The following is a 14194-nucleotide window of genomic DNA, read 5'->3' as shown; positions in this document are numbered from 1 at the left end:
CGGTGGCGCAAGCTTACCGGGCCTACAATACTGCATCAGGCTTCTGCGCGGCGGTACATCCTCCTCGGATGCCCAATCTTCCCGTACAGCATCTCTACGCTGAGAAACCCCGCCTCCACGCAGTGTTCCAGATAGCGCCGGGTGGTGGTCTTACTTAAACCCGTTTCGCTCACCACTTCATCCACGGAAAAGCAGTGCGTTGCTTTGGCGTTAAAAAGTGTTTGTACCAGCGCCAGCGTATTCTCTTCAATGCCTTTGCTGCCGTTGTCCTGACGGTAATTTTTTGCCTGCAATTGATAGAGGGAATCCACGTTCTGCTGGTCGACAATCTTCCAGACCCGCTGCTGCTCGGCAAACTGCACAAAGCGCTCCAGCGACTGGCTGAGCCGCTTCCAGGACACCGGTTTGAGGATGTAGTCAAACGCGCCGTTGCGGATGGCCTGGCTGCAGGTGTCCATGTCACTGGCGGCAGTGATGAAAATCACTGAGCAGTTGGCGCGGGCCAGCATTGGGTTGCTGATAAGCGTGATGCCCTTGCCGTCCGGCAGGTAGTTATCCAGCAACATCAGCTGAGGCTGCTTGCTCTCAAGCTGCGTCTGCGCGTCAGCCAGTGAAGAGGCAATCCCGACCAGCCTCAAACGCGGATGTTTACCGATCAGCTCCGCATGCAATTGCGCCAGTTCGTTCTCGTCTTCAACAATCAGTACGTCGATAAGTTCATGTTGCATAATCATTATCTTCCAGTTCTTGTGCGGGACGCCGGGCAGCTCCCGTGGCGGGAATAAACAGTGAGAAAATGGCACCGCGCGGCGTGTTATCCGCAACTTCGATGGCGCCGCCCGCCTGCGTGACGTAGCTTTCAATCAGATACAGGCCAATACCGTGATCGCCGCGCGTTTTGGTGGTAATGCCGCGTTCAAATATTTGTTCACGGATCTCCGGTTTGATGCCAATACCCTGGTCGGCGACTTCGATGATGAGTTCCTGCTCGCTCAGTTTTATCAGCACTTCAACCGGCGCATGCGGAAGCGGTGCGCGCTGCGTCGCTTCAATCGCGTTATCCAGCAGGTTCCCGATAATCGAGATGAGTTCCGATTCAAGCAGCGGCAGGAAAGGTTTATCCATCCGGCAGGCGGGGTCGAAACTCAGCTCCACGCCTTTCTCCCGCGCACGCGCGGCCTTGCCTAACAGCAGGCCGCAGAGCGTCGGGGAGCTAAAGCGCGACGAGATAAAGTCCAGCAGCTCCTGCGCGTGCTCTGACTGCGCCTGAATATAGCCAATCGCCTCTTCATAGCGGCCCATGTGCAGCAGGCCGGAAAGGGTGGTCATCCGATTGAGCTGCTCGTGGCGCATGATGCGCAGGTTATCAACGTAGCGTTTAACCTGGCTGAGCTGGGCGCTGAGCGTGTCGATCTCATTGCGATCGCGGAAGGTGATCACCCAGCCCTGCAGCGAATTTTCCAGCATGATCCTTACCCGGCTGGCAATGACCGTAAGATCGTTAAAGCGGCAGATTTCATCATGGGTGTCTTTCGCCAGCATGGTATGCGTATTGAAGAACGGAACAGGATCGATCACCTGGCTAATCAGTTGTCCGCGCAGCTCGCGGGCGGGCTGGCTTAAGCCTAATAACTTGCGTGCCGCCTGGTTGATCACTTCGATGCGCAGATCGTCATCGATAGCGATGACCCCTTCATAGATGGATTCCATCATCGCCTTCTGCTGGCGTACCAGCAGGCCAATTTCGCGTGGCTCCAGCGAGAAGATCTGCTTCTTTATACTGCGGGTGAAAAACCAGGAGAAGATAAACAGGGCGATCAGCAGCAGCACGGCGGCAATCAGAATGTTAACCACTTTATTGACGGTGATGGTATCCAGATAGCTGGTGAGATAGCCCACCGAGACAATCCCCACGACGTGCCCCGCATCGTTAAAAATCGGCGCTTTACTGCGAAGTGAAATACCTAAGCCGCCCTTGCGGATAGTGGTCGTGCTTTTACCCTGCAGAACCTCGTCGTTATCGCCGCCGACCAGCGTTTTTCCCACCCGGTCAGCAAACACCGAGTGAAACAGATGCAGCCCTTTATTATCGCCAATCACAATAAAACTGGCGTCGCTGTGGACCGCTATTTTCTGCATAAAGTCGCTGATGCCGTTGATATCTTTCTGTTCGACTTCTTTTCGCAAAGTAGGAATAAGCGCAATTTCTTCGGCCTGTATTTTTGCACGTGCACTCATTTCCTGATAAAGCTGTCTTCCAACGTCGACGTAATAATATCCACCCAGTAGCGCAAACAGTACCGAGAAAAAAGCGACCAGCGAAATAAACAGCTTGATCTGAAATGACACTTTCATAACTATCACGCCGGGTATCAACAAGGCAGGCTAATATATCATCTTTTCTCGTGGTGACGCCTGCTTTGCAGAAAACTTGTGATCCCTTGCACAGCAGCGCCTGTAAAAGATTTATCCGATACGCCAGGCGTCTTAAGGCTAAATTAATAAATGTTATTTATTTGTTCATTTAAGAAAAGAAACCATAAAAACCACGGAAATAAATAAGGTGTAAATCACATTAAATAAAAGAAACCATTAAAACCATAGCTGCCATTAAAACTTCGCTTTTAATATGCCATTCCTCACATAAAGTAAGCCTTTGTGACTCTAAGCTGAATGCACAAAATAACCAAGGGGCTTATTATGAGCACAACTGACGATTCTTTCTCTGTTACCCACGACCCGATTGAAATTCAGCGACCTTCGCTCAAAGAGCGCTGGTGGCATATTATGGATACCTGGAAAATCGGGATTATTCCTCTGCCGCTGTTCGTTCTGGCGGGCGCGCTGATTGCCATTGATTGCCTGGGCGGAAAACTGCCGAGCGATATCGTGGTGATGGTGGCCACGCTGGCCTTCTTCGGCTTTGCCTGCGGCGAGTTTGGCAAACGTCTGCCGATTGTCGGCAAGCTCGGCGCGGCGGCGATCTGCGCTACCTTTATCCCTTCCGCGCTGGTCTATTACGGCCTGCTGCCGGACGTGGTGGTCGAGTCCACCACTAAGTTCTACAAATCCACCAACATTCTCTATCTCTATATCTGCTGCATTATCGTCGGCAGCATCATGAGCATGAACCGCACGGTGCTGATTCAGGGCTTCCTGCGCATCTTCTTCCCGATGCTATGCGGCGAAATCGTCGGCATGCTGGTGGGGATGGGCGTTGGTCTGGCGCTGGGTCTTGAGCCGTTCCAGATCTTCTTCTTTATCATTCTGCCGATTATGGCGGGCGGCGTCGGGGAAGGGGCAATTCCGCTTTCCATCGGCTATGCCACCCTGCTGCACATGGACCAGGGCGTGGCGCTCGGCCGCGTGCTGCCGATGGTGATGCTCGGCGGCCTGACGGCAATCATCATCTCCGGTTGCCTGAACCAGCTTGGTAAACGTTACCCGCACCTGACCGGTGAAGGCCAGCTGATGCCGAACCGCGCGAATGCCGATGCTAGTGTCTCTCAGCCTGCGTTTTCCGGCAAAGCGGACGTCACCACTATCGCCTCCGGCGCGCTGCTGGCGGTGCTGCTCTATATGCTGGGCATGCTGGGACACAAGCTGATTGGCCTGCCTGCCCCAGTCGGCATGCTGTTTATGGCGGTGCTGGTGAAGCTCTGCAACGGTGCCTCTCCGCGCCTGCTGGAAGGCTCGCAGGTGGTGTACAAATTCTTCCAGACCTCTGTGACCTACCCCATCCTCTTTGCCGTCGGCGTGGCCATCACCCCGTGGCATGAACTGGTGGCGGCGTTCACCGTCAGCAACCTGCTGGTGATCGTCAGCACCGTTTCCGCACTGGTGGCGACCGGCTTCTTCGTCGGCAAAAAGATTGGCATGCACCCGATTGATGTTGCCATCGTCTCCTGCTGCCAGAGCGGGCAGGGCGGTACCGGCGACGTGGCGATCCTGACCGCAGGCAACCGCATGAGCCTGATGCCGTTCGCCCAGATTGCTACCCGTATCGGCGGGGCGATTAACGTCTCCATCTCACTGCTGATTCTGGGCAACTTCCTCGTTTAAGTTTTCAGGAAAGAACAATGAAACTCGCAAGCTTTTTATACCAGGGAAAACGCAGCTACGGCATCGTCCAGGCCGACGGCGTGATTGATTTAGGCCGCCGTCTCGGCGACCGCTACGGCGACCTCAAGGCGCTGCTGCAGGGCAACGGGCTGGCGCAGGCCACCCGCTATATTAACGACGTGGTGGACGTGCCGCTGAGCGCCATCACCTTCTTACCGGTGATCGTGCAGCCGGAAAAAATCCTCTGCGTGGGCATGAACTACGCCGACAAGCGCAAGGAGTTTGACCAGCATAACCCGGCCCCGACGCTGTTTGTCCGCTTCCCGGATTCACAGACCGGCCACAACGAGCCGGTGCTGAAGCCGCGCCACTCCAGCGAATTTGACTATGAAGGCGAGCTGGCGGTGATCATCGGCAAAGGCGGGGAGAACATCAGCCGCGACGACGCCCTGCGCCACGTGGCGGGCTACAGCTGCTACATGGACGGCTCCGCCCGCGACTGGCAGCACACCTGGTTTACCGCCGGTAAAAACTGGCGTCAGACCGGCGCGTTTGGCCCGTGGATGGCGACAGCGGACGAAATCCCGGACCCGCATCAGCTGGCAATCCGCACCTGGCTGAACGGCCGCATGGTGCAGGAAGACAACACCAGCAGCATGATCCACAAGGTTGCGGAGCTGATCGAGTACATCAGCACCTTTACCCGCCTCAGTCCGGGCGACGTGATCATCACCGGATCCCCGGGCGGGGTGGGTAAAAAGCGTAACCCGCCGCTGTTTATGAAGGAGGGCGATCGCATTGAGGTGGAGATCGAGCATATCGGTCACCTGAGCAACGTGATTATGGAAGCGCCGGCCGTTGGGCTTGCGGCGGCACACTGAGTAAGGCGGCATGAACAGTCAACCCATCGATTTTCGCCACACCCTCGTGGCGAAGCATCCGGAACGCTTAAGCCAGATCCGTTACCTGCTGGCAGACAGCGGCCTTGGCCTGGACAACGACATCACGCTGTTTGTCGAAGCCTGGTCCGGCTCGCAGCTGGTGGGTTGCGCAGGGCTTGCTGCCAACGTCATCAAATGCGTGGCGGTCAACGAGCAGCTTCGCGGCGAGAACCTCAGCGCGCGGCTGCTGGCAGAGGTGGAAAATGCGGCGCTGGAGCGCGGCCATTTTCACCTCTTCCTCTGCACCCGTCCGTGCAACCGGGAGCGCTTTGCCCGCAGCGGCTTCTGGCCGATTGCCCAGAGCGGAAACAACGCGGTGCTGATGGAGAACACCCCGCAGGGGATTGAACGCTACTGCCGTTCCCTGCGCGCGAAGCGCAAGGGCGGGGAGAACATTGGCGCGATAGTGATGAACGCCAATCCGTTCACCCTCGGCCACCGCCATCTGGTGGAACAGGCGGCGACGCGGTGCGATGCCCTGCATCTGTTCGTGGTGCGTGAAGACGCCTCGTTCTTCCCGTTCAGCGCGCGCCTCGAGATGGTGCGCGCGGGCGTGGCGCATCTGCCGAACGTGGTAGTGCATGAAGGCTCGCAGTACATCATCTCTCGCGCCACCTTCCCGGCCTACTTCCTGAAGGAGACCGGTAAAGTGCAGCAGGCGTGGAGCGAGATCGACGTGCTGATCTTCCGGGACTTCATTGCCCCGGCGCTCGGCATCACGCACCGCTTCATCGGCTCGGAGCCGTTTTGCGATATCACCCGCCAGTACAACCAGACGCTGCACGACCTGCTGGCCTCGCATATTGAGGTGGTGGAAATGCCGCGCATCAAGGCCACCGGCAACGCCATATCAGCGTCGGAAGTGCGCCGCTTACTGAAGACACAGCAGTTTTCCCGGATCCGGGAGATTGTCCCGGACTCCACCTTCGCGCATCTCGAAACGCATTACCGTGCGAGTGCCGAAGTCGCTTAACTACCAGGAATTTATCATGAAAATTGTAAGGGAGGCGCTGGCCGGAACGCAGGAGTCCAGCGACCTGATGGTGAAAATCGCTCCCGCTCACGGCGAGCTGGAGATTGTCATCCACAGTGAAGTGATTAAGCAGTTTGGCGAGCAGATCCGCCAGGTGGTCAACGACACTTTGCGCGCCATGAACGTGCACCAGGGATTAATCATTATTGAAGACAAAGGGGCGCTGGACTGTGTGATCCGCGCCCGCCTGCAGAGCGCACTGATGCGTGCCGCCGATGAACAGGCCATCAACTGGGGGGCGCTGAAATGAGCAAACTCCGCCGCAGTATGCTGTTCCTGCCGGGCGCCAACGCCGCCATGCTCTCCACCGCCTTTATCTACCGTCCTGACTCCATCATGTTTGATCTTGAGGACGCCGTTGCCCTGCGCGAGAAGGATACCGCGCGCATGCTGGTGTTTCACGCGCTGCAGCACCCGATGTATCAGGATATTGAAACCGTGGTGCGCATTAACCCGCTCAGCACGCCGTTTGGCCTGCTGGATCTGGAAGCCGCCGTGCGGGCGGGCGTGGACGTGATCCGCCTGCCAAAAACCGACACCCCGGACGATATCTACGAGCTGGAAGGCCACCTCGAGCGTATCGAGCGCGAGTGCGGCCGCGAGGTCGGCTCCACCCGCGTGATGGCGGCGATTGAATCGGCCATTGGCGTCATCAACGCCGTGGCGATTGCCCGCAGCTCTGTGCGCCTCATCGGGATTGCGCTGGCCGCCTTTGACTACGTGATGGACATGCAGACCGAGCGCGGCGACGGCACCGAGCTGTTCTACGCCCGCTGCGCCGTGCTGCACGCCGCCCGCGCGGCGGGCATCGACGCCTTCGACGTGGTGTGGTCAGACGTTAACGACGAGGCAGGATTCCTGCGCGAGGTCGATCTGATCCGCAAGATGGGCTTCAACGGCAAATCGCTGATTAACCCGCGCCAGATTGACCTGCTGCACAACGCCTACGCCCCGACTCAGGAAGAGGTGGATCACGCCAAAAGGGTGATTGAGGCGGCAGAAGAGGGCGAGCGTAACGGCCTGGGCGTGGTGTCGCTCAACGGCAAAATGGTGGATGCACCGATTATTAACCACGCGCAGGTGGTGCTGGAGCGCGCGGCGGCCTCCGGCGTGCGTCGGTAAGGATGAGATGATGAATCAGACAGAACTTCTTCACGTGAATTTTCCCCATCTGCGGGACTTAAAACCCTTCGATACCGCCCACAGCGCCACGCCGTGGCTGGCGGACAGCGACGCGAAGCACAGTCGCAAGCTCTGCGCCTCCATTGAAGAGGCGGTGATGCGAAGCGGCCTGCAGGACGGGATGACCATCTCCTTCCACCATGCGTTTCGCGAAGGCGACCGGGTGATCAACACCGTCGTGGCGCTGCTGGCACGGATGGGCTTCAAAAACCTGACGCTGGCCTCCAGCTCGCTGATGACCTGCAACGACGCGCTGATCGAACATATCGAAAGCGGCGTTATCACCCGGATTTACACCTCGGGGATGCGCGGCAGTCTGGCGGACGCCATCTCCCACGGGCTGATGGACGAGCCGGTGCAAATTCACTCCCACGGCGGGCGCGTGAAGCTGCTCCAGGACGGCGAGCTGAATATCGACGTGGCGTTTCTCGGCGTGCCGTGCAGCGATGAGTTTGGCAACGCCAACGGCACGCACGGTAAATCCTGCTGCGGCTCGCTGGGCTACGCCATGGTGGACGCGCACTTTGCCCGCAAGGTGGTGTCGCTGACGGAAGAACTGGTGCCGTTCCCCAATATGCCCGCCAGCCTGGTGCAGGACCAGGTGGACTACATCGTGCAGGTGGAGAGCGTGGGCGACCCGGCGAAAATCAGCGTCGGCGCGGCGCGCGTCACCAGCAACCCGCGCGAGCTGATGATCGCCCGCTATGCGGCGGACGTGATTGAACACTCTGGCTATTTCAAACCAGGCTTCTCGATGCAGACCGGTTCCGGCGCGGCGGCGACCGCCTGTACGCGCTTTATGGAAGAGAAGATGGAGCGCAGCGGCGTGAAGGCGCGCTTTGCGCTTGGCGGCATCACCGGCAGCCTGGTGGATTTGCATGAGAAGGGGCTGATCGAAAAGCTGCTCGACACCCAGTGCTTTGACGGCCAGGCGGCGGCTTCGCTGGCGCGCAACCCGAACCACGTGGAGATCTCCACTAACGTCTACGCCAACCCCGGCAGCAAGGCGGCAAGCTGCGACCAGCTCGACGTGGTGATCCTCAGCGCGCTGGAAATCGACGTCGATTTCAACGTCAACGTGATCACCGGCTCCGATGGGGTGATGCGCGGCGCGTCCGGCGGGCACTGCGACGTGGCCGCCGCGGCGAACCTGACCATTGTGGTCGCGCCGCTACTGCGCAGCCGTATTCCGACGGTCGTGAAGCGGGTGACCACGCGCCTCACGCCGGGCGAGAGCATCGACGTGCTGGTCACCGACCACGGCATTGCGGTCAATCCGGCGCGCCCGGAGATCCGCGAGCGGCTGCTGGAAGCCGGGCTCAACGTTGTGGATATCAGCGCGCTTTACGAGCGGGCGATTTCCCTGACGGGCGTACCGAAACCGATTGAATTTACCGACAAAATCGTCGGGGTGATCCGCTACCGCGACGGCAGCGTGATCGACACCGTACGACAGGTGAAGGAGTAAGTATGATTTTAGCGACACCCGTGCGGGCGGGTGTCAGCCTGGACGAACTGCTGGCGGCGAAAGATCGCCGTGCGGCGCGCCAGGCCGACATGCTCACGCACTATCAACAACCGGTGATTTCCCTCACGCTGGTCACGCCGGGGGAAATCAAAGACAGCCTGCGCTATCGCAATACCATGGGCGTGGCGCTGCAAATGTGCGACCAGCTGCTGTGGGAAAACCGCTGGCAGGTGTTGGACCGCCAGGTGCTGTGGCTACCGACCGGGCCGGAAGCCCTGTGGTGCGTGGCCCATCCGGCGGCGGAAATCAAAGCGCACTGTGCGGATCTGGAGCAGACGCACCCGCTCGGCAGGCTGTGGGATCTGGACGTGATCTGCCCTCAGCACGGCCACGTCGGGCGTCAGTCGCTGGGGGCGAATCTCAGACGCTGTCTGATCTGCGACGAGCCCGCTCACGCCTGTTCCCGTACGCGAAAGCATCCTGTTGAGGCGGTGGTTTCCCGCGTGGAGAAGACGATCGATGACTGGTTTGCTCGCGACTAAACCGCGCCCGGTTGACGTGCCCGCGCTTGCCGAAGCGGCGCTGTGGCAGGAGCTGGAGCTGACGCCCAAGCCGGGGCTGGTGGACAAGCTCAATAACGGTTCCCATCGCGATATGGACCACGCGCTGTTCGTCCGCAGCATTGCGGCGATCACGCCGTGGTTTTCGCGCTTTGCCGAGCTGGGGTGCACGCATGCAGATAAACCTGCTGCCGAACAATTAAGGATTATCCGCCCGATGGGGATGGCCTGCGAGCAGGCGATGTACGCCGCGACGAACGGAGTGAACACTCACAAGGGCGGGATTTTTGCCCTGGGTTTACTGTGCTTCGCTGCCGGGCGTGTGAAAAACATCTCCGCAGACAGCCTCTGTTGTGAGGTGAGTAACATCTGCAGCGGGCTGGTATCGCGTGAGCTGGCCGCACGCAGCGGGCAGGCGACGGCGGGCGAGCGGCAGTTTCAGCAGTACGGCTTAACTGGCGCGCGCGGCGAGGCGGAGAGCGGCTTCGCGACGGTGCGTAAGGCTTTGGATTCGTGGAACGGACAGTCGCTTCACGGCCTGCTGTTGCGCCTGATGGCGGTTAATCAGGACAGCAATCTCGTGTCGCGCGGCGGCATGGAAGGGTTGCGCTACGTTCAGGGCTACGCGCGGGAATTACTGGCTAACGGCTGGGATCGTGAGGCGTTGCTTAAGATGGATAAGGCATTGATTGAACACAATCTGAGCCCGGGCGGCAGTGCGGATTTACTGTCGGTGGGGTGGGTGCTGTCTGCAATAAAATAGCCGGGTGGCGGCTTCGCCTTACCCGGCCTACGGTCTGGTTTTGTAGGCCCGGTAAGCGCAGCGCCACCGGGCACAACAATCAATGCGCTATTGGCTGCGCACCGTGTGGTTCACGCACGTGCTTGTACTTGAACAGCGCGATAAACGCGAAGAACAGCACCAGCGAGTACGCCGCGAAGATCAGCCACACGGGCTGCCAGTCGGTGATGCCGTTGGTGGTGTACATCTCAACCACTTTACCGCTCACCACGCCGCCCAGAATACAGCCGAAGCCGTTGGTCATCATCAGGAACATACCCTGCGCGCTGGCGCGGATTTCAGGCTTCACCTCTTTTTCCACAAACACGGAACCGGAGATGTTGAAGAAGTCGAAGGCGCAGCCGTAAACGATCATCGACAGCACCAGCAGCACGGTACCGAACGCGCTTGGGTCACCGTAGGCGAACAGGCCGAAGCGCAGCATCCACGCGGCGATACTGATCAGCATGACGTTTTTGATGCCGTAGCGGCTCAGGAAGAACGGGATGGTCAGGATGAACAGCGTCTCAGAGATCTGAGAGATGGACATCATCACCGACGCGTGCTCGACGATAAAGCTTCCGGCAAACAGCGGGTTGTTATCGAAGCTGTGCAGGAAGGTGTTGCCGAACATGTTGGTGATCTGCAGCTCTGCGCCCAGCAGCATTGAGAAGATAAAGAAGATCGCCATGCGTCTGTTTTTAAACAGCGCGAACGCGTCCAGGCCGAGCATGGCGCTCCAGCTCTGGTTTTTCTGCTGGTTAGAAACTGGAATGTGCGGCAGCGTCAGGGTGAACAGCGCCAGTACCACGGAGAGCGCGGCACCGATATAGAGCTGCATATGGCTCAGCTCAAAGCCCGCGAAGCTCACGCCCCACATCGCCATGATAAAGCCGATGGTGCCCCAGATACGGATTGGCGGGAAGTCGGTCACGATATCCATGCCCGCAGACTTGATGCGGTGGTAGGAGATGGTGTTGATCAGGCCAAGCGTTGGCATATAGGCCAGCGAGTTAAGCAGGATCACCATGAACATCGCCCCCGGCGTGGTCACTTCGGCCGCCATAAACAGCGTCCCCGCACCCACCAGGTGGCAAAGCATGTATAGCCATTTCGCACTTAACCATTTATCCGCCACGATACCGAGCAGCGTTGGCATGAAGACAGCCGCGATACCCAGCGAACTGTATACGGCACCGATAGACGCACCGTCGAACTTGAGCGTCACAAACATATAGGAGCCGAGTGTGGTCAGCCAGCTACCCCACAGGCAGAACTGCAGAAACGACAAAATTTTAAGCTGCAGCTTAAGGTTCATGTTACTTTCCTCACAAGTGAGCGGGAGATATGTTGTTTTGGGAACATTCAGGGTTGTTATTTGATGCAATTCTATCAGTTGGCAACGATATGTTTTGTTACCTCCCGCAAAAAAATGCAATCCACATTAATTTGCAGTTTGGATTGTGATGCAAATAACATTTTCGTATGGGTGTTCAAGTTCCCTCTCCCTTTTGGGGAGAGGGTTAGGGTGAGGGGGCGTTTTTTAGCGACGACGATAATTCTTCTGCGCCGTATTCACCTTATACAGATAGCGGCGGGATTCCGCAGACGGGTGGCGGGTGGTGAGGGTTGAGTAGACATCCCCCGGCGCCATGCTGTTGATGATGTTCGCGGCCTGCACCTTATCGCTGGAGAAGACGCGCAGCACGCTGCCCGCACCGCCGTTATAGGCGGTGATCACCGCATAGCGGCGCGACGTTGGGTTATCAATTCCGCCCAGGTACACATTATTCAGCATCGCCAGATAGGCGGTGCCGGTATCGATGTTGCTCTGCGGGTCGAACAGATAGCTGCGGCTCGGCGTGCCGGATTTACCCTGCGAGCGGAAGACGTCTTTACCGGCGCTGTGCTGAACAACCTGCATCAGCCCCAGCGCGTCGGAGCGGCTTACCGCGTACGGGTTGAATGAAGATTCGGTCTGCATAATCGCCAGGATCAGCGACTCATCCACGCCGTACTTACGTGACGCCTGACGCACCATCCCAATGTACTTATGCGCACGCTTGTCGAGGTGGTTCGGCACCAGGTTGATGGTGATGCTGTAGATGATCTTCAGGCCGTTGGAGCGGCTTTTCAGGCGCGTTTGCAGCAGATAATCCGCGAAGTTCGTGGCGCGGCCTTCCCAGCGGATCGGCTGACCGGTTTGATCGACGACCTGGCCGTACAGGAACGGCTCTTTGGAAATGGTAATGTCGTCTGCGTCGGAGTAGAGATCGATAGAGCCCGGATCGTCACCCATCAGCAGGGTTTTGATAATCGCCTGACGCAGACGCGCAGCAGGGTCAGTGCCTGCGATGGTTTCAACCGTGATCGTACCGTCATCAAAGTTGATGTGGCTTCGGGTCTGATAGGCGTCGGTGTACTTAACGTAGTCCTTAGGTCCGGCGATAAGAACTTCGTTAAATCCCCATATGTTTTCGATGTTGTGGGCAAACTGCCCCATCAAAATGTCAAAACCGTTGGTGTCCTTAACCCAGGCTTCGTTGTAATCATCGCCTTTTTTGGAAGAACAAGAGACAAGCAACGGCGCAACAAGAGCTAGCGCTAAAAGTTTTTTCATCATTCCGGGAGTGCGTGTTGTGTTTGCTTAGTCGTTGCTATTGCCCGGCGGCGCTACGCTTGCACGGGCCTACGGTTTTGTAGGCCGGGTAAGCGCAGCGCCACCCGGCAACAGCCGCTCAATATTATTTTTCCGGTGGCGTATAGCCTTCGATGTGCACGTCTTTACCTTCGAACAGGAAGCTCACCATCTCCTGCTCCAGCAGCTTGCGATGTTCCGGGTTCATCATGCTGAGTTTTTTCTCGTTGATCAGCATGGTCTGCTTTTTCTGCCACTGTCCCCAGGCTTCTTTGGAGATTTCATTGTAGATGCGTTTACCCAGGTCGCCCGGATAAAGCTGGAAGTCCTGGCCTTCAGCGTCACGCTGCAGGAAAGTACAAAAAATCGTTCTGGCCATACTCGTTCCTCTTTTTCTTGCCGATGCTAAACCATTGCACCGGCACGTAATTGTTGTAACAGGCGCTCCACGGGAGCCGCCAGCCCGACTGAAGGCGGTTGCGCTAAGTTATACCAGAGAGCGGTGCCTTCATCCATGCACGAGGTGAATGAGGACACGGGAAGCCACATGGGCACAATATCCAGATGGAAATGGCTGAAGGTGTGGCGAAACGCGGTCAGCTGCGTCAGGTTATCGGCGGCTATTCCGCGCTGTTTAAGCCATTCACGCAGCAAATCTTCATTTTCAAACTGTGGGAAGCAGTATAGACCGCCCCACAGACCGCTCGGCGGACGCTGGGCAAGGAACACCTCATCGCCGTGTTGCATCAGCAGCATATAGCCGGTGCGCTCCGGCAGCGTCTGTTTGGGTTTCTTACCGGGATACTGCGCCCACGAATGGTTGGCATACGCCACGCAGAGATTATTCACCGGGCAGAGTTCGCATTTTGGTTTTGAGCGCGTGCAGACCATCGCGCCCAGATCCATCATCGCCTGGTTAAAACGCTCCACCCCTTTCGCCGGGGTGACCGCTTCGCTGATCTCCCAAAGGCGTTTTTCTACGTCTTTCTTACCCGGCCAGCCGTCGACGGCGTAGCAGCGTGCCAGCACGCGCTTCACGTTGCCGTCGAGGATCGGGAAATGCTTGCCTAATGAAAGGGAAAGAATAGCGCCTGCGGTGGAGCGCCCGACGCCGGGGAGATCGGCCACCTCGTCAAAGGTTTCCGGGAATTTACCGTTATGGCGCGTCGCGACCTGCTGCGCGGCCTTGTGAAGATTACGCGCGCGGGCGTAATAGCCCAGGCCTGTCCACAGGTGCAGCACTTCGTCTAATGGCGCGTTTGCCAGATCGGTGACCGTCGGGAAGCGCGCCATAAAACGCTCGAAGTAAGGAATGACCGTGGCGACCTGCGTTTGTTGCAACATCACCTCGGAGAGCCATACTTTGTAAGGCGTTTTTTCAATTTGCCAGGGCAGGGTTTTACGCCCGTATTTGTCGTACCAGTCCAGCACCTGGGCTGAAAATTGAGAGGCTTGCATGGTCATCGATTCACATAATCAGGGACGCAGATTGCAGCACAGCGTCAATCTGCTGTAAACCGGATCTTTCC

At 57.9% G+C, this 14194-nt stretch carries 14 protein-coding genes; 8 read left to right on the top strand and 6 right to left on the bottom strand.

The annotated features are described in order from the left end of the window. Positions 1 to 35: 35 nt before the first annotated feature. Together HV355_RS07510 and HV355_RS07505 are read right to left on the bottom strand one after the other, a co-directional pair. Positions 36 to 728: a response regulator gene (locus HV355_RS07510; RefSeq protein ID WP_108416530.1), complete on the bottom strand. Its 693-nt coding sequence runs from the start codon at positions 726 to 728 to the stop codon at positions 36 to 38. Then, entirely contained in the window at positions 718 to 2355 is a 1638-nt protein-coding gene (locus tag HV355_RS07505; protein ID WP_182401492.1) for a sensor histidine kinase, read from the bottom strand. The genes HV355_RS07510 and HV355_RS07505 overlap by 11 nt, the downstream gene beginning before the upstream one ends. A gap of 345 nt (positions 2356 to 2700) precedes the next feature. Between HV355_RS07505 and HV355_RS07500 the strand changes: the two genes are divergently transcribed. Genes HV355_RS07500 through citG form a run of 8 tightly spaced genes read left to right on the top strand, consistent with a single transcriptional unit; the run spans position 2701 to position 10009 of the window. Continuing rightward, entirely contained in the window at positions 2701 to 4062 is a 1362-nt protein-coding gene (locus HV355_RS07500; protein ID WP_108416257.1) for a 2-hydroxycarboxylate transporter family protein, read from the top strand. Positions 4063 to 4079: 17 nt separating this feature from the next. Further along, positions 4080 to 4943 carry a fumarylacetoacetate hydrolase family protein gene (locus HV355_RS07495; protein ID WP_182401490.1) on the top strand — a complete coding sequence of 288 codons (864 nt, stop codon included), beginning with the start codon at positions 4080 to 4082 and terminating at the stop codon, positions 4941 to 4943. Between the two features lie 10 nt (positions 4944 to 4953). After that, entirely contained in the window at positions 4954 to 5976 is a 1023-nt protein-coding gene (gene citC / locus HV355_RS07490) for a [citrate (pro-3S)-lyase] ligase (protein ID WP_182401488.1), read from the top strand. Between the two features lie 16 nt (positions 5977 to 5992). Next, entirely contained in the window at positions 5993 to 6286 is a 294-nt protein-coding gene (citD, locus tag HV355_RS07485) for a citrate lyase acyl carrier protein (RefSeq protein WP_008499773.1), read from the top strand. Beyond that, the gene (gene citE, locus HV355_RS07480) at positions 6283 to 7158 is read left to right on the top strand and encodes a citrate (pro-3S)-lyase subunit beta (RefSeq protein WP_032640621.1); all 876 of its coding nucleotides are present in this window, start codon (positions 6283 to 6285) and stop codon (positions 7156 to 7158) included. Before citD ends, citE begins: the two co-directional genes overlap by 4 nt. Before the next feature lie 10 nt (positions 7159 to 7168). Next, positions 7169 to 8686 (top strand): citrate lyase subunit alpha, encoded by a 1518-nt coding sequence (gene citF, locus HV355_RS07475; protein ID WP_182401786.1) that lies wholly within the window; start codon positions 7169 to 7171, stop codon positions 8684 to 8686. 2 nt (positions 8687 to 8688) lie between these two features. Continuing rightward, the gene (gene citX / locus HV355_RS07470; protein WP_182401486.1) at positions 8689 to 9228 is read left to right on the top strand and encodes a citrate lyase holo-[acyl-carrier protein] synthase; all 540 of its coding nucleotides are present in this window, start codon (positions 8689 to 8691) and stop codon (positions 9226 to 9228) included. After that, entirely contained in the window at positions 9206 to 10009 is an 804-nt protein-coding gene (citG, locus tag HV355_RS07465; protein ID WP_182401484.1) for a triphosphoribosyl-dephospho-CoA synthase CitG, read from the top strand. Before citX ends, citG begins: the two co-directional genes overlap by 23 nt. A gap of 79 nt (positions 10010 to 10088) precedes the next feature. Here the strand turns inward: citG and HV355_RS07460 are convergent, their stop codons facing one another. The 4 genes from HV355_RS07460 to mutY form a co-directional block, all read right to left on the bottom strand. After that, positions 10089 to 11345, bottom strand: a complete 1257-nt coding sequence (locus HV355_RS07460) for a nucleoside permease (RefSeq protein ID WP_120158656.1) — start codon at positions 11343 to 11345, stop codon at positions 10089 to 10091. Between the two features lie 225 nt (positions 11346 to 11570). Further along, positions 11571 to 12647 (bottom strand): membrane-bound lytic murein transglycosylase MltC, encoded by a 1077-nt coding sequence (gene mltC / locus HV355_RS07455; RefSeq protein WP_108416264.1) that lies wholly within the window; start codon positions 12645 to 12647, stop codon positions 11571 to 11573. A gap of 124 nt (positions 12648 to 12771) precedes the next feature. Beyond that, positions 12772 to 13044 carry an oxidative damage protection protein gene (locus HV355_RS07450; RefSeq protein ID WP_023309138.1) on the bottom strand — a complete coding sequence of 91 codons (273 nt, stop codon included), beginning with the start codon at positions 13042 to 13044 and terminating at the stop codon, positions 12772 to 12774. 26 nt (positions 13045 to 13070) lie between these two features. After that, entirely contained in the window at positions 13071 to 14123 is a 1053-nt protein-coding gene (gene mutY, locus HV355_RS07445) for an A/G-specific adenine glycosylase (RefSeq protein WP_174340132.1), read from the bottom strand. Between the last annotated feature and the right edge of the window lie 71 nt (positions 14124 to 14194).

Origin of the sequence: Enterobacter sp. RHBSTW-01064, from assembly GCF_014103035.1 — a bacterium.
GTDB lineage: Bacteria > Pseudomonadota > Gammaproteobacteria > Enterobacterales > Enterobacteriaceae > Enterobacter > Enterobacter mori.
Note: the sequence above shows the minus strand (reverse complement) of the source record. Positions and strands in the feature narration are given on the sequence as shown.

Excerpts from the sequence above, each read along its gene's own strand:
- mutY (WP_174340132.1), bottom strand. The coding sequence starts at position 14,123 with ATGCAAGCCTCTCAATTTTCAGCCCAGGTGCTGGACTGGTACGACAAA.
- HV355_RS07460 (WP_120158656.1), bottom strand. The coding sequence starts at position 11,345 with ATGAACCTTAAGCTGCAGCTTAAAATTTTGTCGTTTCTGCAGTTCTGC.
- mltC (WP_108416264.1), bottom strand. The coding sequence starts at position 12,647 with ATGAAAAAACTTTTAGCGCTAGCTCTTGTTGCGCCGTTGCTTGTCTCT.
- citE (WP_032640621.1), top strand. The coding sequence starts at position 6,283 with ATGAGCAAACTCCGCCGCAGTATGCTGTTCCTGCCGGGCGCCAACGCC.
- HV355_RS07510 (WP_108416530.1), bottom strand. The coding sequence starts at position 728 with ATGCAACATGAACTTATCGACGTACTGATTGTTGAAGACGAGAACGAA.
- citG (WP_182401484.1), top strand. The coding sequence starts at position 9,206 with ATGACTGGTTTGCTCGCGACTAAACCGCGCCCGGTTGACGTGCCCGCG.
- citX (WP_182401486.1), top strand. The coding sequence starts at position 8,689 with ATGATTTTAGCGACACCCGTGCGGGCGGGTGTCAGCCTGGACGAACTG.
- HV355_RS07505 (WP_182401492.1), bottom strand. The coding sequence starts at position 2,355 with ATGAAAGTGTCATTTCAGATCAAGCTGTTTATTTCGCTGGTCGCTTTT.
- citF (WP_182401786.1), top strand. The coding sequence starts at position 7,169 with ATGAATCAGACAGAACTTCTTCACGTGAATTTTCCCCATCTGCGGGAC.
- HV355_RS07450 (WP_023309138.1), bottom strand. The coding sequence starts at position 13,044 with ATGGCCAGAACGATTTTTTGTACTTTCCTGCAGCGTGACGCTGAAGGC.
- HV355_RS07495 (WP_182401490.1), top strand. The coding sequence starts at position 4,080 with ATGAAACTCGCAAGCTTTTTATACCAGGGAAAACGCAGCTACGGCATC.
- citC (WP_182401488.1), top strand. The coding sequence starts at position 4,954 with ATGAACAGTCAACCCATCGATTTTCGCCACACCCTCGTGGCGAAGCAT.
- citD (WP_008499773.1), top strand. The coding sequence starts at position 5,993 with ATGAAAATTGTAAGGGAGGCGCTGGCCGGAACGCAGGAGTCCAGCGAC.
- HV355_RS07500 (WP_108416257.1), top strand. The coding sequence starts at position 2,701 with ATGAGCACAACTGACGATTCTTTCTCTGTTACCCACGACCCGATTGAA.